Raw genomic sequence first — 22,486 nt, 5'->3', positions numbered from 1 at the left:
GACCTATGATGATGTCCCTCGACGGGTTCATCGCCGGTCCCGGCCACACCATGGACTGGATCTTCGAGCACATGACGTCGGCGACGTTCCCGGAGGTCATGGCGGCCACGGGCGCCATGCTCATCGGCCGTGGCACGTACGAGGTCGGCAAACGCATGTCCGACGAGACCACCGACTACGACGGCGGGGCGCAGTTCGTCCTCACCCACCGCCCGCCCGACGAGCCGGACCCCAACGTCACCTTCCTCACCTGCGACATCGAGGAAGCCGTGGCCACGGCACGCCGCGCCGCCGGCGACAAGAACCTGGAGATCCTCGGCGCCGACGTGGCCGCCCAGTGCCTGCAGCGCGGCCTCGTCGACGAGATCCTGGTGTACGTGCTGCCGGTGCTGCTCGGCGACGGCATCCGCTTCGCGCCGCCCGGCCTCGACCGGATCGACCTGGAACCGATCAGCAACGTCCAGTCGGGCGGGGTCACCATGCTGCGCTTCCACGTGCGCAAGTAGCCACGGTCGCACCTACTGGCCTGCTGTCATGGCCCCCGTTCCGTGCGGCAAGTTCCCCACTCTCGCTGAACATCAACCGGCCCGACGGTGGCTGCAGTTCATGGCGAACATCGGTCGGACTTCCAACACGATCGACACGTACGGACGGGCGGTCGAGGACCACCTGCGATTCTGTGCCGCCGAAGGCACGGACCCGTTGCCGGCCCGGGCGGACCCCGTCGCCGCCTGGATCAGGGAATGCCGGACCGGCCATCGCCTCGGCCGTCGAAGGCTCCGCCTCGGACTGGGACGGGTCGGGCGAACGCGAGTATCCAGGAGCGCCTTGCTCGCGGTCAGGTCCTTCTACGAGTACCTGGTGGAGGACGGCCTGCGGGAGCAGAACGGTCCGCCGAGGGCAGGCTGGCCGTGGCGGCCGCAGACCCCGCCCAGGTCAGCTCGGATGGCGACCCAGCAGGAATGGGGGGAAACAGGACGTGGCTGTCCGAGGGCGGCGTCAGGTGAAGGCGGCTGCCGGAAGCTCTGCCTCCGTCTCCTCCCAGGGGAGGTAGACGCCGAGCTTGCGCTCCAGGAAGCGCAGGAACGCGATATCACCCGGCTCGTCACCGTTGTCTACGAAGCCGAGCGCCTCCTCGGCGGAGGCGCCGTTCGTCAGGTGAGGCAGGCCAGGCTCGAAGGACGACACCGCGTTGCCGCGGCAGGCATAGTCGACGCGGCTGAAGCCTTTTGCGTTGCGATGCACGCAGAACGCCCGTCCCCGCTCGGACAGCGCCGCGAGGTACCCGCCCGTCCGGCAGTGGAGTTCCTCCAGCGCATACGCCCAGCCCTCCACCGAGCCTGCTCGGACAATGGTGTCCGGCGGGGCGGGCAGAAAACCGGCGCTTGTCAGCCGGGCAACTGCCGCTTCGTCTTCCCAGTCCAGGAAGTCCAGGTCACTGACGTGGTCCCCCACATCACGCAGCAGCAGCTCGTACGCTGCGGAGCGGGTGAGCGGGACAATGTGGCGCTCCTCGGCGCCGACGCGGCGCAGCAGCTCGTACGGCGAGAGCCCCTCACTGAGCGTGAGCGTGAAGCTGGTGCTGTAAGCATCGGCTATCCAGCACAGGCCGTTCTTCAGAGGTCCCCAGTTCATCAAGCCGCCCTCCCCGCACGGTGGCCGCCACGATGCCGACCCTTGAGAGCAGAATCTAACTCTCAGCGAACCCACGTGCGGTAGGACAGCAAGAATCCGGAGCCGATTGGGCAACTCGGAACCTGCCAGCGCAGTGCAGGCCGTACGAACGCGCTCACCTCTTACGCAACGGAACAAGCAACAAAACGCCGTCTGCGCAAGCTAGTTGACATCCTTCACGCGAGTGTCAACGACCCTCACGACTCTCCGTCACCACCGAATGTCAGACAGGCCGTACGGAGGTGCAGTTCGGCGCGCCGTTCACGCGCCGGTTCATGCAGGCAGGACCGGTCACGACCCCCAGGGAAAGACATCGGACGAAAGCATCCCGGGCGTCGTCAGGGCGCCCCGCGGCCAGCAGGGCGACACCAGGAACTGGCTCGGCGGTGTCAGCGAGCTTCGTCCGTGCCCCGCAGACCGATCACGAGCCGGCGATCGGGGAACCGGCCCGCAAGCCCCCACGCGGCGTGCAGCGCGGGAGTCGTCATGCCAGTACCCGGTGGTCCTGACACCGCGAGTGAGCGAGGTTCGCGACCTTGGACAGACCCAACGCCTCCTCCAGTTCCTGAAGTCAGCAGGCGGTGGAGTAGGACACCGGCCGAATACCGACCCGACGCAGCGTTGTGGTCACCGCGACCGGCGTTCTCCCGAGGCACGCACCACGCCGTACCAGGCACCCGGCCGGCCCTCACACTCCTCCAGTGCCCGGCCCTGTGCCAGCCGGGACGGTGGCGATCGCCAGGACCCTCAACGCCGCCCTCCCAGAAAAGTGGCGGAAAACGGACGCTGAACCGGGCACCCGCCCAGGCCCGCTCTCCTGCCCGACGAGGCTTCGCCCGCCCGAAGTCCCGGCGGGTCTTCCGCGAGCCGCTACGGCCCGAACCGCACGACGGACATCGCGCCACGGTCCTGACCCTGGAGAGACCACGCTGGAATCGCTCATGACGAATCGGTCGAGACCCCGGATCAAGCGGCCCTTCGATCCCCCGCTGAGGCAGAAGGAGGAGGAGCTGTGGCCGACGGCTACGAGTGGGAATGGGCCACTGATCCACGCCTTCCCCACCGGGATTCCGCATGACACCGGGACACACCCACCAGCGAGATCACCATCGCCCTACGTCGTAGACCTCAGTAGGGCCCTACGGCAGGGTCTTGTCGTACGTCGTGTCCGTGTCCGAGTCGTAGACCAGCTTGCCGGCGGCGTCGAAGCCCTTGACGTGTGGGGCCTTCGTCACCTGCCGGCTCAGGACACCGGAAGCGACGTACCAGCCGTGGTCCAGGACGGCTGTGGCGCTGCCGTCGCCGTAGTCGACGGTCACCTTGGCCACGGACGGGTCGACCATGCCGATCATGCCCCACCGGAAGGGCAGCTTCCACTTGCCCTTGTCGATCACTGACTGCTGGTACAGGTCGCCCGCGTTGGCGTCGGGCACGACGGGACCGGTGTCCGGCCCTTGGGTGTTCGTGCTGGTGCTGATGCCGGCGGACACCCCCTCCTTCACGTTGCAGATCACCCGGAAGCCTTCCGGCCGCTCGGCCACGCCGACGACGTGGATGCCGTCGCCGGGGGAGTTGGAGTCTCCCGTGCTCCTCGCCGCCCAGATGATCCGGTAGCTCTCGGCCTTGGCCAGTTCCCCGCTGACCGCGCTTCCCACGTGCTCCTGACCGAGGCACCGCTCCAGCGCGTCCGACGCATGGGCGAACGTGATCCCGTCCAGCAACTGCTGCTTCGAGGCGGGCGGTTGAGGCCCGGAGCTTGTCGTCGACCCGGAAGGTGACGCGGTCTGCGGGGCGCTGACCGACGACATCGGCGTCGCCGCGTCAGCGCCCCCTCCCCCGTTCCCCCCGACCACGGCGTACGCCCCCGCCGGCACCGCGACCACCGCCGCCAGTGCCGCTCCGACCGCCACGACCCGTCGGCGTCGTTCCGCCACGCCGCGCCGGCGGATCGCCGGGTACGGCGCGGGCGAAGGCTGGATGGTGTAAGCGTCGTCCGTCATCAGTTCCCTCACCAGTTCCTCGAAGTCCCGCTTGTCGTTGACCTCGTGTGCCGTGTGCACTTCGTCGGTCCCATCAGTTCCGTGGTGCGCCTCACGCGCTTCGTGTGCCTCGTATGCCTCGTGGTTCACCCTCCACCTCCCGGTCCGGACACCGTGTGGTCCGCGCGCACCAGCCCCGGATACACCCGCAGCTTCGCCAGCCCTTCCGCGGCCTGGCGCTTGACCGTGCCGGGCGAGCAGCCGAGCACCTCAGCCACCTCCGTCTCCGAGAGGTCCTCCCAGTACCGCAGGACAACCACCGCCCGCTGTTTCGCGGGCAGCATGGCCAGCCCGGCGAGCGGCGGATCACGCTTCTCCACCCGGCCGACGGCCTGGTCCCCGCCCGTCCTCCCGGGCCGAGCCGCGGCCGGCGCCTGCGTCCTCCATCGCTTGTGGAATCGGCCGCTGTTGCAGCTGACCAGCACGCGCCGGACGTAGACCTCTGGGTTGTCGCTGCGCGCGATGCGCCGCCACGACCGGTAGGCCTGCGCCAGCGCCGTCTGCGTCAGCTCCTCCGCGTGGTGGACGTCCCCCGTCAGCAGGTACGCGGTCCGGACGAGCCGTGACCACCGCGCCCTGACGAAATCCTGGAACTGGCCCTCAAGTTCGGCCTGCATCAAGCACCCTCCTCGCCCTCCAGACCACCACTGGAACGGAATCGGTTGCCCGTGAGTTCGAGAACCGTTCGGGTGACGGCATGGAGCAGGGATGCCGAGACCGACGCCGAGTGGAACAGTTGGACCTGCGCGCCGGCGGGGGTCCTGCGGCCGCATGTACAGCGACGGCTACCGATGCGTCGGCAGGTCTCAACGAGGCGTCGGCCGGCGGCGGATCGAAGATGCTTGTCGAGGGGGCCCGCGATCACTACCAGGGCAACGGCGGTCTCACCCGGTTCGCGAAATACGTGAGCCAACGGTTCGGCGGCAAGATGACTGCATCCGTGGGGGCCCCGAACGCCCCCCTTGCTGGAGCCAGTTGGAGTCGCCTCGATGGGGTCGCCTCGATGGGGTCGAAAGAAACCGCCCCAGCCACCCGTACGGCCAACGGCTCGAAGAACCACCGCTCAGCCACCCGCCGCCAAGTGGGACGCGCCCTCGGCCACCGGCCAGGCATACAGCCGCCCCGCTCACCACAGGGGAGGCACCAAGCACAAGCACAGGGAGTCAGGCCGAATGGACCGAGGACCGACCTCAAGTAGCCCCGCGATCGGCCGACATGCCCTAGCGCGTAATATGCCTTACCCATTGGCACCTATTACATGTGGAGAGCGTATGGATACCGAGATCGTGCGGGCCTGGGTCGAAGGCTGGGCCGCCTCGCGCGGGGCCGCCCCTCCAGTGGAAGAGCCCTGGGGATTCACAGTCGATGTCGGACTACCCAAGCAGGTAACCCGACACGTCCTACCCAACGCCGACGAGACGCTCATCCGCAGCCTCGTGAAGGCGACCACAGCGCCTGGCACCTGGCTCAAGGTAGTCACGACCCCGGAGACCATCTCCCCCTGGCTCACACCCGCATGGGCCTTTGACGCCCCCGGCTTCCTGATGTCGACAACCCTGCGCCCGTCCGCGCCGGACCTCCCTGTCGGTTACCAACTGCGCACGTGGAGCCGAGGCGATGTCACCCGCGTCCTCATCCGCGACATGGACGGCGCCTTTGCCGCCCACGGCCAGGTCGCCAGCTCTTCCCGCACCAGCTCAGTCGTGTTCGACCAGATAGAGACCGCACCTGATCACCGTCGCCAAGGCCTGGGACGAGCGGTCATGCACACCTTGGCCAACGCAGCGATCGCGGCGGGCGCCCGGGCTGGGGTGCTCGCCGCAACGATCGAGGGGCAGGGCCTTTACACCTCGCTCGGTTGGACCACGCACGCGCCAGTCGCCGGCGTCTTCCGTACGTCATCCGACGCCGGACGATGAACCACCGCACGGGGAAGTAGATGAGGGGCCGCTTGCCTCTCCGAGCAACGACCCCGTCGACCAGGGAAGTCTCCTCCACGCCTCGGGCATGGATGTCACCTATTGACCTCAACTTCGCTTCGCGATCGGCGTATAGGGGGCAGGTTTTGCGCCGCGGCCGGCCCCGCTTGCCCCGCACCGGCCGAGACTTCGGATCCATGGGCCGGAGTGTGCCGACACCGTCTGTCCGGTGAGCGGCCCGCTACGGACGAACCCTCAAGCTGGGCCAACAGACCGGCGGGGGTGGCGACTGCGCGATGGCGTCGGCGCGGCTCCAGGGTTCTCCGCGGGCCCGAGTCCTCCTGCGGTGGAACCGGACGAGGTCATCCCAGTCGAACCGCACCTGTTCCCCCGCTGGGACGGAGGGATGGGAGGTGACATGGACGATGCCGGAGCCGATGCTGACGACCCCCGTGCCCGTGCCGTGAGCAGGCGTAGAGCGTTACGGCGTTGAACTCTCCGGAGCCTGGGGTGTGGAGCTCTCGGCCACTCGATGCCGGGCAGTTCGCCGAGCCGGCCGCGGAGTGATGCGAGCAGCGGACTGACCTCCCGCCCACCGAGGTAGCGCTTGTTGCGATTAACATGCAACAGCATTGCTCGATCAATAAGGGTGTGAGGTTCCATGACGGTCCGACGGATACGGACAGCTGCCGCGACCGCGGCGATACTCACTGGTGTCGCCGCCTGCTCGGCCCCCGGCAACAGCACGGGCGGCGGCGATGCGGCCGGCTCCGTCGTGATCGGGGTCGCCTCCGAGCCGGACACACTGAGCCCGCTGCTCGGCTACGGCAAGGACGGCAACTCGAAGATATTCGACGGTCTGCTCGCCCGGGACACCGACCTGAAGCTGAGACCGGCGCTGGCGAAGGCGCTGCCCCAGGTCAGCGACGGCGGCCTGACCTACACCTACACCCTGCGCGACAGCGTGAAGTTCAGCGACGGCGAACCGCTCACCTCCGCCGACGTGGTCTTCACGTACAAGACGATCCTCGACGCGAAGACCAACAACACCTCCCGCACCGAGCTGGACGCCATCAAGACGGTACGGGCGGACGGCGACGACACGGTCGTCTTCACCCTGAAGTACCCCTACACCCCCTTCGCCGGGCGCACGGTGCTGCCGATCGTGCCCGAGCACGTCGCCGGCAGGCAGGACCCCAACACCGGCGCCTTCAACACCGAACCGGTCGGCACCGGCCCGTACGTCCTCGCCGGCTGGAGCAGGGGCGAAAAGCTCACCTTCAAGGCCAACCCCACCTATTGGGGCGGCGCGCCAGAAGTGAAGAAGGTGACCATGGCGGTCATCGAGGACGACAACGTGCGCGCCACCCGGCTGCGCTCGGGCGACCTCGACGGCGCGGTACTCCCGCCCAACCTCGCCGCCACCTTCCAGAACGACACGGGGAAGAAGACGTACGAGGCCAAGACGTACGACTTCCGCGCTGTCACCCTCCCCACCGCCAACAAGGTCACCGGTGACCGCGCCATCCGCCAGGCCCTGGACGCAGCCGTGGACCGCCAGACCATGGTCGACCAGATCCTCGACGGCGCAGGCCGCCCGGCATACGGACCGTTGCCCGTCGACGATGCCTGGTTCGCCAAGGGCATCGAACGCACGCAGGACCTCGCCAAGGCCAAGCGGATCCTCGACCGGGCGGGCTGGAAGAACGGCGACGGCGGCATCCGCGTCAAGGACGGACAGCGGGCGTCCTTCACCCTCCTCTACCCCTCGGGCGACAAGGTCCGCCAGGACCACGCCCTCGCCTACGCCTCCGACGCCAAAAAGGCCGGCATCCAGGTGACGGCGGAGAGCGCCACCTGGGAGGTCATCGAGCCGCGGATGAAGAACACCGCGGTTCTCGCCGGCTTCGGCAGCAACGGCGACCCCGACTTCGGTCTCTACACGCTGCTGCACTCCTCCCTCGCCGGCAACGGCTTCAACAACATGGCCCGCTACGACGACGCGGTCGTGGACAAGGCGCTCGACACCGGCCGTCGCAGCTCGGACACGGCAATCCGGAAGGGGGCCTACGACAGCCTCCAGCGCGAACTGGTGAAGAACCCCGGCTACACCTTCCTCACCCACATCCACCACGTCTACGTCCTCGCCGACCGCTGGGACGGGCTGAGCACGCAGGTCGAGCCGCACGAACACGGATTCGCCAGCGGCCCGTGGTGGAACCTCGAGACCTGGCAGCCGAAGAAGTGAAATCCTCCCTGCCCTGGGGAGCGATGGCACGCCTGGCAGGGCGGCGGCTGCTGTTCGCCGCCCCCGTCCTCCTCGTCGTCACCTTCGGCGTCTTCGCCATCGCCGCCGCCTCCCCTTTCGACCCCGTCCGGGCGTACGCCGGTACGGCCGCGCTCGGCGCCGACGCGCAGACGCTGGAGCGACTGCGGGACAACCTCGGCGTGGACCAGCCGTTCACGACGCGCTGGTGGAACTGGCTGACCTCCGCGCTCGGCGGGGACCTCGGCCAGTCCAGCGTGATGCGGCAGCCGGTCGCCCAGGTCATCGGCGAACGCCTTGTCTGGTCCGCACTGTTGTGCGCGGTCGCGTTCACGGTGGCCGTGCTGGCCGGCACGGTACTCGGTGTACTGGCGGCCCGCCGCCCCGGATCGTGGTTCGACCGGATCGTCACCTCCCTCGCCTACACCCTGGAGGCGGCACCCGTCTTCTGGATCGCCCTGCTCGTGATCTGGCTGTTCGCCCTCCAGTGGGGCGTGCTCCCGGCCGGCGGTCTCACCGACACCGCCAGCGAGCGGATCACGCCGGGGCAGGTCGCGAGCCACCTCGTACTGCCGGCCGGGGTGCTCGCCGTCTCCCAACTTCCCTGGTTCACCTTGTACGTCCGCCAGGGTGTCGGCGACGCCCTCGCGGAGGACCCCGTACGCGGCGCCCGCGCACGAGGGCTGAGCGAACGCACCGTCCTGCTCGGCCACGCCCTGCGCTCCGGAATGCTGCCGGTCCTCACCTTGGTCGGCTCCCGCGTGCCCGAACTCATCACCGGCGCCCTGCTGGTGGAGAGCGTCTTCAGCTGGCCCGGCATCGCGGCGGCCACCGTACAAGCGGCCACCGCCGTCGACTTCCCGCTGCTCGCCGCGCTGACCACGCTGGCCACCGCCGCCGTACTCCTCGGCAACCTGCTCGCCGACCTGCTCTACGGCCTGTTCGACCCGAGGGTGAAGCTCAGTGACATGTGAACCTACGGCCGAGACCGCCTGGCGGTCCTACGGCACCGACCGCCGCTCCACCCGGACGGTACGCGTGCGCGTCTCGGCGGCTCTGGTGACCGCGACGGTCCTGGCCGTCCTCCTCGTGCCGCCGCTGGTGCAACTCGACCAGCAGGCCGTCGACCTGGGCGCGAAGTTGCTGCCGCCGAGCTGGGACCATCCCTTCGGCACCGACGACCTCGGCCGCGACCTGCTCCTGCGCTGCGTCTACGGCCTGCGCGTCTCTCTGCTGGTCGGGGTGACGGCGGCGCTCACGGCGACCGTGATCGGCACGGCCGTCGGGGCGACCGCCGGCGCCCTGGGCGGCTGGGTCGACCGGGGCGTCATGCGGGTGGTCGACACCATCTCGTCCGTACCGCATCTGCTGCTGGGCATCTTCATCGTCGCCATGTTCCGGCCCGGCGTCTGGCCGGTGGTGGTCTCGGTCGCCCTGACCCACTGGCTGTCCACCGCCCGGATCGTCCGCGCGGAGGTGCTTTCCCTGCGCTCCCGGCCATACATCGACGCGGCCGTCTCCGGGGGCGCGTCGAGGTGGCGGGTGGCGGTACGGCATCTGCTGCCGGCCGTGCTGCCGCAAGCGGCACTGGCCGCCGTGCTGATGGTGCCGCACGCCATGTGGCACGAGTCGGCCCTGTCCTTCCTCGGACTGGGCCTGCCCACCCACACGGCCAGCCTCGGCACCCTCATCCAGCAAGCCCGGGGCTCGCTGCTCGCCGGGCAGTGGTGGCCCACCCTCTTCCCCGGCCTGCTCATCATCGTCCCCACCCTCGCCATCGCCGGTCTCGCCGGAGCCTGGCGGGAGCGGATCAACCCCCGCCGCCGATCGGAGCTGATGCTGTGACCCAGCCACCGGACGAACGAACCCCCGTCCTGTCGGTGAGCGGGCTGTCGGTGCGTTTCCTCATGCCCGGCGGTCGCCGGATCGCCGCCGTCACCGACGCACACTTCGACGTGGCGGCCGGCGAGTGCCTCGCCCTGATCGGTGAAAGCGGCTGCGGCAAGTCGGTCCTCGCCTCCGCCCTCCTCGGTCTGCTCCCCGCCAACGCCCAGACCACGGGCCAGGCCCGCCTGGGCGGCCTGGACCTGCTCGCCGCCGACGAACGCACCCTCGCCCGCACGGTACGGGGCCGCCTGATCGGGCTCATCCCGCAGAGCCCCGCAGCCCACCTCACCCCGGTGCGCACGGTCCGTTCCCAACTGGAGGAAACTCTCGCCGCGTTGGCCGGCGTCCGGGGGCGTGCCGCCGTACGGGCCGCCGCCGACGCGGCCGCCGAACGCGCCGCGTTCCCCACCGACCATCTCGACCGCCATCCGCACCAGCTCTCCGGTGGCCTCGCCCAGCGCGCCGCGACCGCCCTCGCCCTCGCCGGTGACGCACCCCTGCTGCTCGCCGACGAACCGACCACCGGACTCGACCGCGACCTGGTGGACCACACGGTCGACGAGCTACGGCGTCACGTCGACCGCGAGGACGGCGCGGGCCGGGCCCTGCTGGTGATAACCCACGACCTCATGGCCGCCGCGCGCATCGCCGACCGCGTGGCCGTGATGTACGCGGGCCGGATCGTCGAACTCACCGACGCGGCAACGTTCTTCGGCACCCCAGGCCCCCGCCACCCCTACAGCCGCGGCCTCCTCCAGGCGCTCCCCGACCGCGCCTTCACCCCGATCCCCGGAATGCCGCCCGAACTCGGCGCCCTCCCCCACGGCTGCGCCTTCGCCCCACGCTGCGAGCGGGCCACCGACGTCTGCACCGCGCTCCCCCCGACGACCAGCGGCCTCGCCTGCCACCACCCGCACGTACCGGAGGACCTCCGTGCTTGAACTGCACGACATCACCGCCGGATACGACAGGAAGACTCCCGTCGTCCGCAACGCCACCCTGACCGTCGCCCCCGGCGAGGCCGTCGGCCTCCTGGGCCCCAGCGGCTGCGGCAAATCCACCCTCGCCCGCGTCGCGGCCCTGCTGCACCGCCCCGACGCCGGAACCCTGATCCTCGATGGCGACCAAGTACGGCGCTGGCGCCACCGCGCCCCGCGCGCACTGCGCACCACCTTCGGCGTCGTCTTCCAGCAGCCCCGCCTCTCCGCCGACCCCCGACTGCGGCTCACCGACCTGATCGCCGAACCCGCGCGCGCGGTCGGCCTCCGCGACGAGATCGGCGAACGTGTCACCGAACTGTCCGCAGCCGTCGGCCTCACCCCTGACCTCCTGGACCGTCGCCCCCACGAGGTCAGCGACGGCCAGCTCCAACGCGCCTGCCTCGCCCGCGCCCTGGTCCTGCGCCCACGCTGGCTCATCTGCGACGAAATGACCGCCATGCTGGACGCCTCCACCACCGCCGCACTGGTCACCGCCGTCGAGGACTACCGCGCCACCACCGGCGCCGGCCTGCTCGCCGTGGGCCACGACCAGACACTCCTGCACCGCTGGTGCGACCGGACTCTGCGCTGGGACGAGGTCGTTGCCCAGGACATGGGAAAGCTCCCGCGGGCATCGGGCCTGCGGGAGGCTTCCGCTGTACCGCCTGCTACGTGAAGGGGGAGAGGACGATCACGAGCAGGACGTCTGTGCGGCGCTGCTACGGCGTCACACGGCTGGAGGAGGAGGCTGTCGCCGCGCTCCTCGGCGGCGGCGTACCGGGGAGGGAAAGTGCTATGCCCAGCGTTCGGCGAGCTGCTGCTGGAAGGCGAGCGCGGTGGCGTCGTCGGCGGCAGGGATGTCGACGACGACCAGGCCGGGCTCGCTGACGTGCATCTCGTTCATCGGGTCCATGCACAGAGCCGGGGGTGACGGTCAGCACCTTCGCCCTCGGCCCGGGGGAAACAGGCGCCAACACTGAACGAACTGGCTCATACACCGGCCCGTCCGGAAAGCCGAGGGAGTCAGTCGTCGTCTTCATTGCCCTGATGAGCAGCGGCAGGCGGAACTCGGCACCACCCAACCCGATCACCCCGCCCAGCAGGCCGATGGCCGCTCCCGCGCCGAACACGATGGGTGCCACGTGTGCAGAGCGAAGAGGAACGAGGTTCTGATCCGCGGGCATGGTGGGTATCCTCGCCGGTGTCCAACCGCGCTCGCTACAGCGTGATCTCACCTTCAGGTGAAGGCACCTGTTGCCTGCTCACGGATCATCCGGACCTCCGAACGCGGGCTCCGCATCCGCCCCGCCGATCGGCCTGCTCGACCTTCGGTGAGAACCGCTCAACCTTCGCTGCGGGACGTCAGCAGGACGGATCTGGCCCGATTCGCTCGTCGTCTCAGATGATCTGTTCCCGTTGGTGCTGCTGTCGTTGGGGGCGGCAAGCGATCGTCTCTATCACGGTCCACGATCAGGGCGACATCACTCCATCGACTCCAGAATGCGGTCGAGTGTCCGACGCCCCATGGTGCTCATCGTCGGGTTGCTCTCGGCGTAGTACCAGACAAGACCCATCGCCTGTTCGAACGCCCATGCCTTGCCGCGCTCCCACTCCAGATCGTCACAGGCCAGTGTCCGTCGGAGCACTTCCCGCGGGCCCGGCCGCAACAGGTGCCAGGCACTGACCAGATCCAGCGCGGGGTCGGCCGGGCCGAAGCCGCCGGTGTCGAGCACGCCGCTGAGCCTGTTTCCCGCGACCAGTACATTGCCGGGAATCAAGTCACCATGGCTCATCACATCGGCACCCGTGCGTGGCAACTCCCGGAAGTGGCCCCACACCTGGCGCAGCCGGGGAACGTCGAGCAACCCCTCACTCTCCGCGAAGCACTTCGCCATCCAATCGTCGTGGTGAGCGAGAACGCCTCCCCGATTTTCGCCGCTGAAAAGCCGCCCCCGCGTCTCGGCGTCCCGCAGGTCCGCGATGAAGGCCGCAAGGTCCTCGGCAAAAGCGTCCGACCCACTCGGGTCGGCATCAAAGGCGACCGTTCCCGGCAGCCATGTCTGGACCGACCACGGCATCGGGTAACCCGCTCCGGGCTCTCCCAAGGCCACGGGTTCCGGGGCGGGGAACCGGGACACCGTGCCAACTCCGCGCTCGCCTGGGCTTCCTGCTCAAGAACCGTCAGCGCCTCGGCGGCATCAACCAGACGCAGTGGGAAACGCGCGGAGAGGTCGTCCCCGATGCGGAAGATGGCGTGGACCGTCCCGGTCGACGACAGGGGTCGGATCGGCTTGCCGCTCCACTGAGGGAACTGTTCGCGGATCAAGGCCGCAACGATGTCGGTGGTCAGCTCCACCTGGTCATCGTGCATAGTCATTCTCGAGACCCTTCCACTAGTCCAATTCACGCCGGAGGCAGACCAGATCAACTGCGACGACAGCCAGTATTCATACGCCAGGGTCCAGATCAACTGAGATCTTCGCCCACCCAGGTGTCCCAACCGTTCTGGTCGCCTCAGGTCACAGTGGCAGCTTCGGACCAGATCACTTGACCAGATCACCTTCAGGCGGTCTGACCGCCTGGGTGTCTTCTCGTGTCACGCCAGGAAGTATCGCCGACGCGATTCAGTGCCTCGCCTGGGACCATGCACGTCACCGCCCTGCGCTCGTCCGGATCCGGATCGCAGGCCCCTAATCGCTTTCGAGTGGCCCGAGATGCGCGGGCGCCGGCCATCACCCCCGAAGCCCTCCTGTACCAGCTGCCCGCCTACGAGCGCCGCACGGCTAGGTCCTGTCCGAGTCCTGTCCGATGGGTTGTGTTGGGGTCTGAGAAGATCGGCCCAGTCACTGGGGGTGGACCGTGAACGGCAGGCTGATGGACATGGGTGACGTGGCCTGGTTGCCGTATGACGAGCACGGTCTTGCCTCCGGCGGCGTACGCGGCCACGCAGCCCGCCTCCTTGTGGAGCAGGGATTGCCGGCCGATTGCAACCGGATGCTCGTGCGGGACTGGGACCGGCAACTGGCAGTCCGCGAGCTTCCCGCAGGTCGAGCGGTGTTCCTCGGCTGCTTCGAGGACGGCATCAACTCGTACTGGCTGCTGCCGGACAACGGTGAGGTCTACGGTGAGCGTCCCGTGGAAGACGCACGCCCTCTTGCCACAGCGCGTGACGACAGCTCGGAAGTTCTTGAGCCGGTTGATGGCCCGCTCGACTTCATTGCGGCGTCGGTAGGTCATCTTGTCGAGTCCTGTGGGTCTGCCGCCTTGGCTGCCACGGCGCCAGCGGTTGGTCCGCTGGTCCCCCAGCTCGGGGATCGTGTGCTTGATCTGGCTCTCCAGGTGACGCCGATTGCGGCATGACGAGTACGTCTCATCGCCCCCGACGTGGTCGGGGGCGAGTCTGTTCTCCCCGCACCGCACCCCACGTTTCCCGGATCCTCCTCGAGTCGTCGGACGCGACCACTTGCCATCGACCGACGACGGTCATATAGTCGTACGAACGTAAGGCATACGGTCGTAAGACATACGGACGTACTTCAATCCCAGGGAGCTCGTGATGGCGACTACTCGACCGGTGGCACTCGTGACAGGTGCGTCCACCGGTATCGGAAAGGCGGCCGCCCTCGCGCTCGCCGCAGCGGGTTTCGAGACGGTGGGAACGAGCCGGAAAACGTCGGGAGTCGACCGTCGCGACGGGGTGACGTTCCTCGCCCTCGACGTGGGCAGCGACGATTCGGTCGCTGCCGCGGTCGAGCAGGTGATCGAGCGGTTCGGGCGGATCGACATCCTGGTCAACAACGCGGGCATCGGCTCCTCGGGCGCCGCCGAGGAAAACTCTCTCGCGCAGGCCCAGCGCCTCTTCGACATCAACGTCTTCGGTGTGATGCGCATGGCCAAGGCCGTTCTCCCGCACATGCGCACCCAGGGAAGCGGACGCATCATCAACATCTCGTCCGTCCTCGGGTTCCTCCCCGCGCCCTACATGGCCACCTACTCGGCGTCCAAGCACGCCCTCGAGGGGTACACCGAGTCTCTGGACCACGAGATCCGCGAACACGGGGTCCGGGCCCTTATCGTCCAGCCGGGCGGCACCAAATCCTCGTTCGAGGCGAACACCGTCGAGCCCGACATGCCCATGCGAATCTACGCGGAGCAGCGGCGCATCGCCGACCAGTTGGCGTTGGCGGTCAACGCGGACGGTGACGACCCCACCACCGTCGCGAAGGCGATCGTCGCGGCCGCCACCGACTCCAAGCCGAAGGTGCGGTACACCGCCGGCCGGAGCGCCCGGCTCCTCAGCGCGGCGCACCGCATCCTCCCCGCCGGGGTCTTCGACGGACAGATCCGCAAGACCAACAAGCTCGCCGGCTGAGATCTACAGACAGTGAACCGCACCGATATCAGTGGAGGCTCTGGACTACCCGAGTGGGGTGGAGTCGAGTCACTCGTGGACGCCGCCAGGGACGGCATGATCGGGGGTTCCCTCGCCCCGACCCCGACCGGTCCGGTCACCGGTCACCCGGGCGGCCGATGACCTGGATGGAAGGCATGGTGCGTGACGTGGACGCTGCCGGAGCCGATGCTGGCCACCCCCGCACCTGATCCCGCTCTGCAGCCGGGCTGGGCGGGCGAGCCGAAGTGGGACGGGGGCAGGACCCTGCTCGCCGTGGACGCGGGCCGGGTGGTGCCACGCTCCAGGCGCGACACCTGGTGGTCAGCCCGCCTCGGGATCGGCCGAGGGCGTGATCGTCTGGTTCGTGCTGCCGATGCCGCCCCTTTTCGGCCCGTGGCGGCGGCGTGCTGATGAGCGCGGACGATGGTGGAGTCGATCTGGACCAGCCAGTCGATGTCGCCGACCGCGTCGGTGTGGGCTTGGGTCTGCCGCAGGGTCCCCCGGCCTCGCATCCGAAGGACAAGCCCAGGGCGGAGCGGCCTCTGCCCCACATCAGGGACTCGTTCTGGAGCGGGCGATCGTTCTCCTCCCTCGACGGGCAGGTGAAGTGAGCACGTCTCGCCCTCAGTTCGGCATATCGATGCGCAGAGGTCCGATGCTAAGTTGATCGTGCTCAACAAAATGCGGCTCAACTAGCAGATATGGTGATGTACTTGAGTAAGACTTCCCAAAGCGGTGCTGGGAGTGCCGTAAGCCGTCGCGCACTCCTCCGGACCGGCACAGGGATAGCTGCCGCCGCCGCAAGCGGCGGTTTCTCCTTGTTGACGGCTGCAACGGCGCATGCGGACGTCGACCCGTCGCAGTACTTCGTACTCGCGGGGAACGGCGGCGATCCCGTCGTGCGGCGAACGCTGCACCAGCCCTACTGGGCCATGCAGTCCTTCGCCTTCGACCACGTCCACGGGCACATCTACTTCGTGCAGACCAAGGTCGGAAGTGATACCGGCGACCTCTGGGTGACCAGGACCGACCTGAGCGGCAACGTGCTGGGCTCCATGGCGCTCCACGCGTTCGACCATGGCTCTTCGATAGGGATCCAGCCGGATACATCCGGATCTCCGTTCATCTGGCTCGCGGGCGACTACCGGAGCCTGACTTCCGGTACGGCCCCCAACAGCCACACGATCTGCCGCATCAAGTACCAGGACGGGGGCCTGATCGACTACCACAGCAGCCCCGGCGTCTCGGAATTCAAGATCGGTCTCTCAGATTTCCTGGACTGTCCGAGACCGTCGATCGATCCCTACACGAACCGGTTGCTCGTCCGGTACATGGGGACGACGAGTCCGTGGCGCCTCGCGCTCTTCGACCTCTCCGACGTCATTGCCCGGGGCATCAACGACAACACTCGCCCCCTCGCCAAGCGCGCCTTGCCGACCAACGCCCAACTCGGCCTCAGTGGCTCGGACCTCTTCCAGGGCGTTACCTCCTACGGCCAGTACGCGTACCTCTCCTACGGTGGTGCGCCCGCGAAGCCCTCCGATCCGGCAAAGCCGTCTTACCTGGTTCGTCTTGATATGAACCAGACCGGGGGGCAGTACAACGAGAAGTATCCGACGACCGCGGGCAACTCGCTGCCCGGTCGCGAACCTCAGGGAATGGCGATCTGGCGGTCTCCCAGCGGCCCGCGGCTCGCGTTCGGCTTCTCCAGCAAGATCGCCGTCAGTCCTGACGAGTTCCAGGCGACCGTCTTCTACAAGAGCGACCTCGCCGGGTAGACAACTAAATGGTGCACTGGCTGCGGTCTGATGGTGCGCGGCACCCGGGTCCCAGATCCACACCGAGGTGGGTTCAGGGCCGATCCCCGCCCCGCAGGGCCGGAACCGCTCGTTCCGTCCTGTGGGGACCGATCAGTCGCCAGGTCTTGATCCCCTGAGCTGCGAGTCAGGTGCCGACTCGCCCTCTGGGCCCGTGGCACGGCCGGGGGTGTGCGACCGGCCTCTGGGTCGGTGGCACGGCCGGGGGTGTGCGACCGCATCATCGCTGTCTGCCAGCGGAGAGAGGTGATCACCTCGGCCAGCTGGTCACGCAGACACACGCCCGCACCTGACCTGGCTGCGCCGCGGTCGAGCCCGGGCCGTCCGTCTTGTCCTGAGCACCCGTCTGTGGGTCTCTCAAGCGAGCCGGTCCGCAACGGCAAGCACCACAGCAGCCGCCACCAGCACCGCTGAGCAGATGACCATCACGGTCCGGCTCCACCCGCCGTCCCGCCTGACGCCGATGCTCAGATCGTCCCGTCCGGGCCGGGAGCCAGTCAGTGAGAGCGGTGCCGCGTACGGCACCGTGTCGTCCACGCGAGGATTCACACCCGGACCAACGCGTGATCAAGAATTTTCGGCACAGTACAACCGCCGTCACCACCCGTTCAGCCCACTCCCCCTTCACAAGGGCACCCGCTCCAGGGCCGCAAGGTCAGGACCCGGTCCACATGCTGTCTTCCCCGCCTGTCGCCATGGGCCCGGCAGGACAGCAGGACAGCGGGACAGCGGGAACGAAGACACCCAGCCGGTCACAGCCGTACGGGCGAGAACGAGCGCGAACGGGCCCAGCCTCCCGGCGATCTTGCCGGGAGTCCTGAAGGATGGTCTCCGGTTGCCTGGCCGCGGTGAACGGCCCGGCGGGCAACCGTTCCCCGATGAGCGGCCCTCTGACCGGCCGCCTGACCCCTACACCCCCAGGGAGCAGCCATGGCAGTGCTGACGGACGCGCTCGTACCGGCGCTGGAGGATGCCCGCGAGGCGCATGCTGCGGTCGTCGACCGGTTCAGGGCCGATATGGCGATCACGCCGCCCGGCCCGTCCCGGCAGATGCTCGAGCGCCAGATGGACGATGTCCAGGACAGCCTTGAGCGCATCGAACAGCAGGTGCGTGCGCTACGGCCCCGCGGCGGACTCGTCGAGGGCACCGTGGACATGGCGCGGTTCATTTCCCGCGGCGCCGTGCGCACCGTGATGCTGCCGCTGACCGTCGGATCCACCTTCCTGACGGACGTGCTGCGCGGGCGGCAGCCGGACGACGAACGGCGGCTGCTGAGGAACGCCGAGGACGAGTACGCGGTCACCGCCCGGGCGCTGGCGACCTGCCGGGCCGGTCAGAGCATCGCCGAAGAGGCCCATGAGCCGGCCGTCGCCGACCTGCTCGCCGACCTGCGCCGTCAGGACGAGGAGCTCCTCGACAAACTGGAAGACAGCATCGCCGACCGCGCACGGGCCGTGGCCGCAGCGACCAACGACTTCATCCGGGAGAACGGCGGCGGCCTGGCCGACGCGGCCGCCCGCACACTGCGGAGCGCCGCCAACCGGGTGCAAGACGCCGCCCAGACAGGCATCCGCCAGGCCACAGGCGCGGCCGAGCACGCGGTGCGCGAGATGCCCGAGCCGACCCGCATGGCCGAAGGCGTCCGGGGTGCGGTGGCCCGGGAGGAGGAGTTGCCGATCGCCCGCTTCAGCCAGCTCAGCGTCGACAACATCACGCAGCAGCTGCGCACACTGTCCCAGTCGGACCTGGCGGTCATCGAGGAATATGAACGCACCCACTCCAACCGGCCCCCGGTCCTGGACACCATCGAGCAGCTGCGCAGCAGCGAACGAAGCCCGGCTACGACTCCATGAACCCCGAAAAGATCACCACCCAGCTGCCGACCCACCCCTCCAGCGTCGCCCGCCAGGTCCTGGAGCACGCAAGGCGCCACCGCCAGCGCGACACCGTCATCTCCGCCGAAGGGCGCACCGCCCCGTGAGCCAACGGGCGGACGTCTGCCGCTGGACGAATGAAACCCAGGACACCTCCGGGCCCTCCTAAGGTGCGCTTCAGAAGTGGATCTTGACGTGTCGAGATCCACTTCGTGGGCGGCACGATCCGACGAATGCACAGTGGGCAAAACTGGAACCGGTATCCGCGGCTTCGAACCGGGCGTGACTCATCCTCTCGAGGAAGGCCTCGGCGTGCGCCCCGCCATCAAGCCCGCCAGAGCCGCCCGCGAAGAGACTCCCGTCTTGCGGTAGACCCGGGAGATGTGGGTCTCGACCGTGCGGCGGCTCAGGCAGAGACGTTCGGCGATCGCCGGGCTGGTGAGGCCGTCGGCGACGAGGTCGGCGATCTCCCGTTCGCGGGCGGTCAGTTCGGCGAGGCGGCGCTCGGGCCCGTCAGCGGCGGCGGCCACCGCCGGGCCGACCGCCTCGGCAAGACCGGTCAGCATCCCGCAGCCCCCGGCCAGGGCGAGCCGCCGCCCCCGTTGCCAGGCCGCCTGCCCGCGCTGCGAGCCGCCCGGGTCCGCCGCCGACAGGGAGGCGCCGAAGAGCAGGGAGAACGCCTCCCAGAACACTCCTCCGCTGCGGGCGCTCTCGTCGGCCGCCGCCACGAACAGGTCCGCCGCCGCCTTGTCGTCACCGAGACCGAGGCGTATCTGCGCGGCGCTGCGCATGGCAGAGGCGCGCTGCACGGGCAGATCGAGCCGCTCGGCCTCCTCGCGGGCCCGCTCGGCCCAGTCCTTCGCCGCGTCCAGGTCACCCAAGGTGACGGCGGCGGTCACCAGGACCTCCACGAACAGCGGACGCATGGAGGGCTGCATCCGCCGCAGGCCGGGGCCGCCGGCGCACAGCACCGCCTCCCGGGCACGAGCCGGGTCACCGGCAGTGAGTGCCGCATAGCCGAGTACACACCAAGCGATGGACGATCCGCGGCCACTGGCCACCGCCGAGGTGCGCACGTGTGTCTTGCACAGGAGAAGGTGGGGCAGGAGGTAGATCTGGCCGGTGCAGCGGGCTATGGCCAGGCCGCGATCAGCGTGCCGCTCGGCGTCGGCGAAGCGCTCCAGGAACGCCTCCGCCCAGGCCAGCCGTACCAGCGGCTCGCACAGACCGGTCAGATCGCCGTCCGGCAGCGAGTCCACGAGGGCCGCCGCCCGGCGGGTGAAGTCGTCCGCCGCGGCCGTCTCCCGCTCGTACGCCTCCCCCAGCGCCGCGACGCTCAGCGCACCCGCCACCCCCGTCTCGTCCCCGAGGGAACGGGCCACCTCCAGAGTGTGTGCCACCTCGGAGCGCACCGCCGGGGACATTGAGCGGGGCCCGTGCTCCATCACGGCGGCAGGTCCACGCTGTCGGACCCGGTGACCAGCGATTTCATCAGGGTCTCTTCTGGATAATCCGCATCGGATCGACTTGCTCTACGCTGACAGGCATGACCGCCATGACGCCCGCCCGCACCGAACCGGACTTGTCGTTCCTCCTCGACCACACCAGTCACGTCCTGCGGAGCAAGATGTCCGCCGCCCTCGCCGAGATCGGTCTGACGGCCCGCATGCACTGCGTGCTCGTCCACGCCCTGGAGGAGGAGCGCACCCAGATCCAGCTCGCCGAGATCGGCGACATGGACAAGACCACGATGGTGGTGACGGTGGACGCCCTGGAGAAGGCAGGTCTGGCCGAGCGCCGCCCCTCAAGTGCGGACCGGCGGGCCAGGATCATCGCTGTCACCGACGAGGGCGCCCGCGTCGCCGAGCAGAGTCAGAAGATCGTCGACCGCGTGCATCGCGACGCCCTGGCGACGCTTCCCGAGGGGGACAGGGAGGCCCTCCTGCGGGCCCTGAATCACCTGGTCGACGACAGGCTGGCAACCCCCGTCGAGGCCCCGCGCACCGCCCGCAGGGCGCGCCAGTCCAGATAGACGGGGAAGCGGGTCAAAGTAAGTCCGAAAAAAATAGTCTGCAACAAAACCATCTGCTACGGTCTCTCCTGTCGCCCCGACTGACAGGAGAGACCGCATGCCTGCCGCAACCGACTCCGCCCCGCCGCCCGCTCCTCCCGCCGCCCGGCGCTCACGCCGGCTCGCCCTGGGCGTCATCGCCGCCGGGATGCTGATGATCATCCTCGACGGCTCCATCGTGACCGTGGCGATGCCGGCCATCCAGAACGACCTGGGATTCACCCCCACCGGCCTCAGCTGGGTCGTCAACGCCTACCTCATCGCGTTCGGCAGCCTGCTCCTGCTGGCCGGCCGTCTCGGCGACCTGATCGGTCGCAGGCGCATGTTCCTGGCCGGCACCGCCGTCTTCACCGCCGCCTCGCTGCTGGCGGGCGTGGCCACCTCGCCGGCAGTACTGATCGGCGCCCGCTTCCTCCAGGGCATCGGCAGCGCGATGGCCTCCGCCGTCAGCCTGGGCATCCTCGTGACGCTGTTCACCGAGCCCAGGGAGCGCGCCCGGGCCATCGCCGTCTTCAGCTTCACCGGCGCGGCGGGCGCGTCGATCGGCCAGGTCCTCGGCGGCGTACTCACCGACGCGCTCGACTGGCACTGGATCTTCTTCATCAATCTGCCGATCGGCGTCGCCGTCCTCGCGATCGCCGTACGCGTCCTGCCCGGTGGCGTCGGTTTGGGCCTCAAGGCGGGCGCGGACGTGTTCGGGGCCGTTCTGGTCACCGCCGGTCTGATGCTGGGCATCTACACCGTCGTCAAGGTCGGGGAGTACGGCTGGACCTCGGGCCGCTCCCTCGGCTTCGGCGCCCTCGCCGCCGTACTGCTCGCCGCGTTCCTCGTCCGTCAGGCCACCGCGAAGAACCCGCTGATGCGGCTGCGGATCTTCCGCTCGCGCAGCGTCCTGGCCGCCAACCTGGTGCAGATCCTGATGGTCGCCGCGCTCTTCTCCTTCCAGATCCTCATCGCCCTGTACCTCCAGAAGGTGCTCGGATACGGTGCCGCCGAGACCGGCCTCGCGATGCTCCCGGCAGCCGCCGTCATCGGTGCCGTCTCCCTGGGAGTCTCCGCGCGTCTCAACGCCCGCTTCGGTGAGCGCAACGTCCTGCTGGCGGGCATCCTGCTCCTCATCGGTCTCCTCGCCCTCCTGGCCCGCCTTCCCGTGCAGGCCGGTTACGCCGTCGACCTCCTTCCGGTCATGCTGCTCGCCGCGGGCTTCGGCCTCGCGCTGCCGGCGCTGACCACACTCGGTATGTCCGGCGCCAGCGAGGAGGACGCCGGTCTCGCGTCCGGGCTGTTCAACACCACCCAGCAGATCGGCATGGCGCTGGGCGTCGCGGTCCTGTCCACCCTGGCCGCCTCCCGCACCGAGAGCCTCGCGGCGCAGGGCCGGACGGCGGCCGAGGCACTGACCGGCGGCTACCGGCTCGCCTTCGCGGTGGGTGCGGGACTTCTGGTCATCGCCTTCGCCGTCGCCCTCACGATGCTGCGCCGCCCCGAGTGCCAGGCCGCCAAGGAGTCGGCCGCCGACACGCCGGCTCCCGCCCACTCCGCAGCCGTCTGACCCGCCCTCTCCC

The 22,486-nt window shown here is 69.1% G+C and carries 17 protein-coding genes and 3 pseudogenes; 13 read left to right on the top strand and 7 right to left on the bottom strand.

Annotated features, from left to right (window positions below; genetic code table 11):
- Positions 1-5: 5 nt before the first annotated feature.
- A complete protein-coding gene (locus QQS16_RS39870) occupies positions 6-506 on the top strand; it encodes a dihydrofolate reductase family protein (protein ID WP_286067523.1) in 501 nt (166 codons plus the stop codon).
- A 493-nt stretch (positions 507-999) separates the two neighbouring features.
- On the opposite strand, the gene QQS16_RS39865 is transcribed toward QQS16_RS39870, so the two are convergent.
- The 3 genes from QQS16_RS39865 to QQS16_RS39855 form a co-directional block, all read right to left on the bottom strand.
- Positions 1,000-1,635 (bottom strand): DUF6461 domain-containing protein, encoded by a 636-nt coding sequence (locus tag QQS16_RS39865; RefSeq protein WP_286067522.1) that lies wholly within the window; start codon positions 1,633-1,635, stop codon positions 1,000-1,002.
- 1,178 nt (positions 1,636-2,813) lie between these two features.
- Positions 2,814-3,803, bottom strand: a complete 990-nt coding sequence (locus QQS16_RS39860) for a hypothetical protein (RefSeq protein ID WP_286067521.1) — start codon at positions 3,801-3,803, stop codon at positions 2,814-2,816.
- Positions 3,800-4,330, bottom strand: a complete 531-nt coding sequence (locus QQS16_RS39855) for a SigE family RNA polymerase sigma factor (RefSeq protein WP_286067520.1) — start codon at positions 4,328-4,330, stop codon at positions 3,800-3,802. The genes QQS16_RS39860 and QQS16_RS39855 overlap by 4 nt, the downstream gene beginning before the upstream one ends.
- 654 nt (positions 4,331-4,984) lie before the next feature.
- Here QQS16_RS39855 and QQS16_RS39850 point away from each other — a divergent pair.
- The 6 genes from QQS16_RS39850 (at position 4,985) to QQS16_RS39825 (ending at position 11,441) form a co-directional block, all read left to right on the top strand.
- Complete coding sequence (locus QQS16_RS39850) at positions 4,985-5,632, top strand: GNAT family N-acetyltransferase (protein ID WP_286067519.1); 648 nt, start codon at positions 4,985-4,987, stop codon at positions 5,630-5,632.
- Positions 5,633-6,293: 661 nt separating this feature from the next.
- Entirely contained in the window at positions 6,294-7,880 is a 1,587-nt protein-coding gene (locus QQS16_RS39845) for an ABC transporter substrate-binding protein (RefSeq protein WP_286067518.1), read from the top strand.
- A 23-nt stretch (positions 7,881-7,903) separates the two neighbouring features.
- A complete protein-coding gene (locus QQS16_RS39840; protein ID WP_286067517.1) occupies positions 7,904-8,872 on the top strand; it encodes an ABC transporter permease in 969 nt (322 codons plus the stop codon).
- Positions 8,862-9,743 carry an ABC transporter permease gene (locus QQS16_RS39835; protein WP_286067516.1) on the top strand — a complete coding sequence of 294 codons (882 nt, stop codon included), beginning with the start codon at positions 8,862-8,864 and terminating at the stop codon, positions 9,741-9,743. Before QQS16_RS39840 ends, QQS16_RS39835 begins: the two co-directional genes overlap by 11 nt.
- 62 nt (positions 9,744-9,805) lie before the next feature.
- Positions 9,806-10,726: an ABC transporter ATP-binding protein gene (locus tag QQS16_RS39830; protein ID WP_286068142.1), complete on the top strand. Its 921-nt coding sequence runs from the start codon at positions 9,806-9,808 to the stop codon at positions 10,724-10,726.
- Complete coding sequence (locus QQS16_RS39825) at positions 10,719-11,441, top strand: ABC transporter ATP-binding protein (RefSeq protein WP_286067514.1); 723 nt, start codon at positions 10,719-10,721, stop codon at positions 11,439-11,441. Before QQS16_RS39830 ends, QQS16_RS39825 begins: the two co-directional genes overlap by 8 nt.
- A 117-nt stretch (positions 11,442-11,558) precedes the next feature.
- On the opposite strand, the gene QQS16_RS39820 is transcribed toward QQS16_RS39825, so the two are convergent.
- From QQS16_RS39820 to QQS16_RS39810, 3 genes and pseudogenes are all read right to left on the bottom strand, one after another.
- Complete coding sequence (locus tag QQS16_RS39820) at positions 11,559-11,669, bottom strand: DUF6207 family protein (protein WP_286067513.1); 111 nt, start codon at positions 11,667-11,669, stop codon at positions 11,559-11,561.
- A 577-nt stretch (positions 11,670-12,246) separates the two neighbouring features.
- A pseudogene (locus QQS16_RS39815) lies at positions 12,247-13,142 on the bottom strand (aminoglycoside phosphotransferase family protein).
- 743 nt (positions 13,143-13,885) lie between these two features.
- Positions 13,886-14,176: pseudogene (locus QQS16_RS39810) on the bottom strand (IS5/IS1182 family transposase); the annotation flags it as partial.
- A 145-nt stretch (positions 14,177-14,321) separates the two neighbouring features.
- On the opposite strand from QQS16_RS39810, the gene QQS16_RS39805 reads away from it, so the two are divergent.
- From QQS16_RS39805 to QQS16_RS39785, 4 genes are all read left to right on the top strand, one after another.
- Entirely contained in the window at positions 14,322-15,137 is an 816-nt protein-coding gene (locus QQS16_RS39805) for an oxidoreductase (protein ID WP_286067512.1), read from the top strand.
- Positions 15,138-15,871: 734 nt separating this feature from the next.
- Positions 15,872-16,936, top strand: coding sequence for a phage baseplate protein (locus tag QQS16_RS39795; RefSeq protein WP_286067511.1), 1,065 nt, complete (start codon positions 15,872-15,874; stop codon positions 16,934-16,936).
- 969 nt (positions 16,937-17,905) lie between these two features.
- Positions 17,906-18,829, top strand: coding sequence for a hypothetical protein (locus tag QQS16_RS39790; protein WP_286067510.1), 924 nt, complete (start codon positions 17,906-17,908; stop codon positions 18,827-18,829).
- Positions 18,826-18,957: a hypothetical protein gene (locus tag QQS16_RS39785; RefSeq protein WP_286067509.1), complete on the top strand. Its 132-nt coding sequence runs from the start codon at positions 18,826-18,828 to the stop codon at positions 18,955-18,957. The genes QQS16_RS39790 and QQS16_RS39785 overlap by 4 nt, the downstream gene beginning before the upstream one ends.
- A 180-nt stretch (positions 18,958-19,137) precedes the next feature.
- On the opposite strand, the pseudogene QQS16_RS39780 reads toward QQS16_RS39785, so the two are convergent.
- A pseudogene (locus tag QQS16_RS39780) lies at positions 19,138-20,262 on the bottom strand (helix-turn-helix transcriptional regulator); the annotation flags it as partial.
- A gap of 134 nt (positions 20,263-20,396) precedes the next feature.
- On the opposite strand from QQS16_RS39780, the gene QQS16_RS39775 reads away from it, so the two are divergent.
- Together QQS16_RS39775 and QQS16_RS39770 are read left to right on the top strand one after the other, a co-directional pair.
- Entirely contained in the window at positions 20,397-20,882 is a 486-nt protein-coding gene (locus tag QQS16_RS39775) for a MarR family winged helix-turn-helix transcriptional regulator (protein WP_286067508.1), read from the top strand.
- Between the two features lie 97 nt (positions 20,883-20,979).
- Positions 20,980-22,473 carry a DHA2 family efflux MFS transporter permease subunit gene (locus QQS16_RS39770; protein WP_286067507.1) on the top strand — a complete coding sequence of 498 codons (1,494 nt, stop codon included), beginning with the start codon at positions 20,980-20,982 and terminating at the stop codon, positions 22,471-22,473.
- Positions 22,474-22,486: the final 13 nt, after the last annotated feature.

The organism is Streptomyces sp. ALI-76-A, assembly GCF_030287445.1.
GTDB lineage: Bacteria > Actinomycetota > Actinomycetes > Streptomycetales > Streptomycetaceae > Streptomyces.
Note: the sequence above shows the minus strand (reverse complement) of the source record. Positions and strands in the feature narration are given on the sequence as shown.

What these genes read in the sequence shown, in the direction of transcription:
- QQS16_RS39870 (WP_286067523.1), top strand. Translation starts at nt 6, where the DNA reads ATGATGATGTCCCTCGACGGGTTCATCGCCGGTCCCGGCCACACCATG.
- QQS16_RS39865 (WP_286067522.1), bottom strand. Translation starts at nt 1,635, where the DNA reads ATGAACTGGGGACCTCTGAAGAACGGCCTGTGCTGGATAGCCGATGCT.
- QQS16_RS39855 (WP_286067520.1), bottom strand. Translation starts at nt 4,330, where the DNA reads ATGCAGGCCGAACTTGAGGGCCAGTTCCAGGATTTCGTCAGGGCGCGG.
- QQS16_RS39850 (WP_286067519.1), top strand. Translation starts at nt 4,985, where the DNA reads ATGGATACCGAGATCGTGCGGGCCTGGGTCGAAGGCTGGGCCGCCTCG.
- QQS16_RS39845 (WP_286067518.1), top strand. Translation starts at nt 6,294, where the DNA reads ATGACGGTCCGACGGATACGGACAGCTGCCGCGACCGCGGCGATACTC.
- QQS16_RS39840 (WP_286067517.1), top strand. Translation starts at nt 7,904, where the DNA reads ATGGCACGCCTGGCAGGGCGGCGGCTGCTGTTCGCCGCCCCCGTCCTC.
- QQS16_RS39830 (WP_286068142.1), top strand. Translation starts at nt 9,806, where the DNA reads ATGCCCGGCGGTCGCCGGATCGCCGCCGTCACCGACGCACACTTCGAC.
- QQS16_RS39820 (WP_286067513.1), bottom strand. Translation starts at nt 11,669, where the DNA reads ATGAACGAGATGCACGTCAGCGAGCCCGGCCTGGTCGTCGTCGACATC.
- QQS16_RS39805 (WP_286067512.1), top strand. Translation starts at nt 14,322, where the DNA reads ATGGCGACTACTCGACCGGTGGCACTCGTGACAGGTGCGTCCACCGGT.
- QQS16_RS39790 (WP_286067510.1), top strand. Translation starts at nt 17,906, where the DNA reads ATGGCAGTGCTGACGGACGCGCTCGTACCGGCGCTGGAGGATGCCCGC.
- QQS16_RS39785 (WP_286067509.1), top strand. Translation starts at nt 18,826, where the DNA reads ATGAACCCCGAAAAGATCACCACCCAGCTGCCGACCCACCCCTCCAGC.
- QQS16_RS39775 (WP_286067508.1), top strand. Translation starts at nt 20,397, where the DNA reads ATGACCGCCATGACGCCCGCCCGCACCGAACCGGACTTGTCGTTCCTC.
- QQS16_RS39770 (WP_286067507.1), top strand. Translation starts at nt 20,980, where the DNA reads ATGCCTGCCGCAACCGACTCCGCCCCGCCGCCCGCTCCTCCCGCCGCC.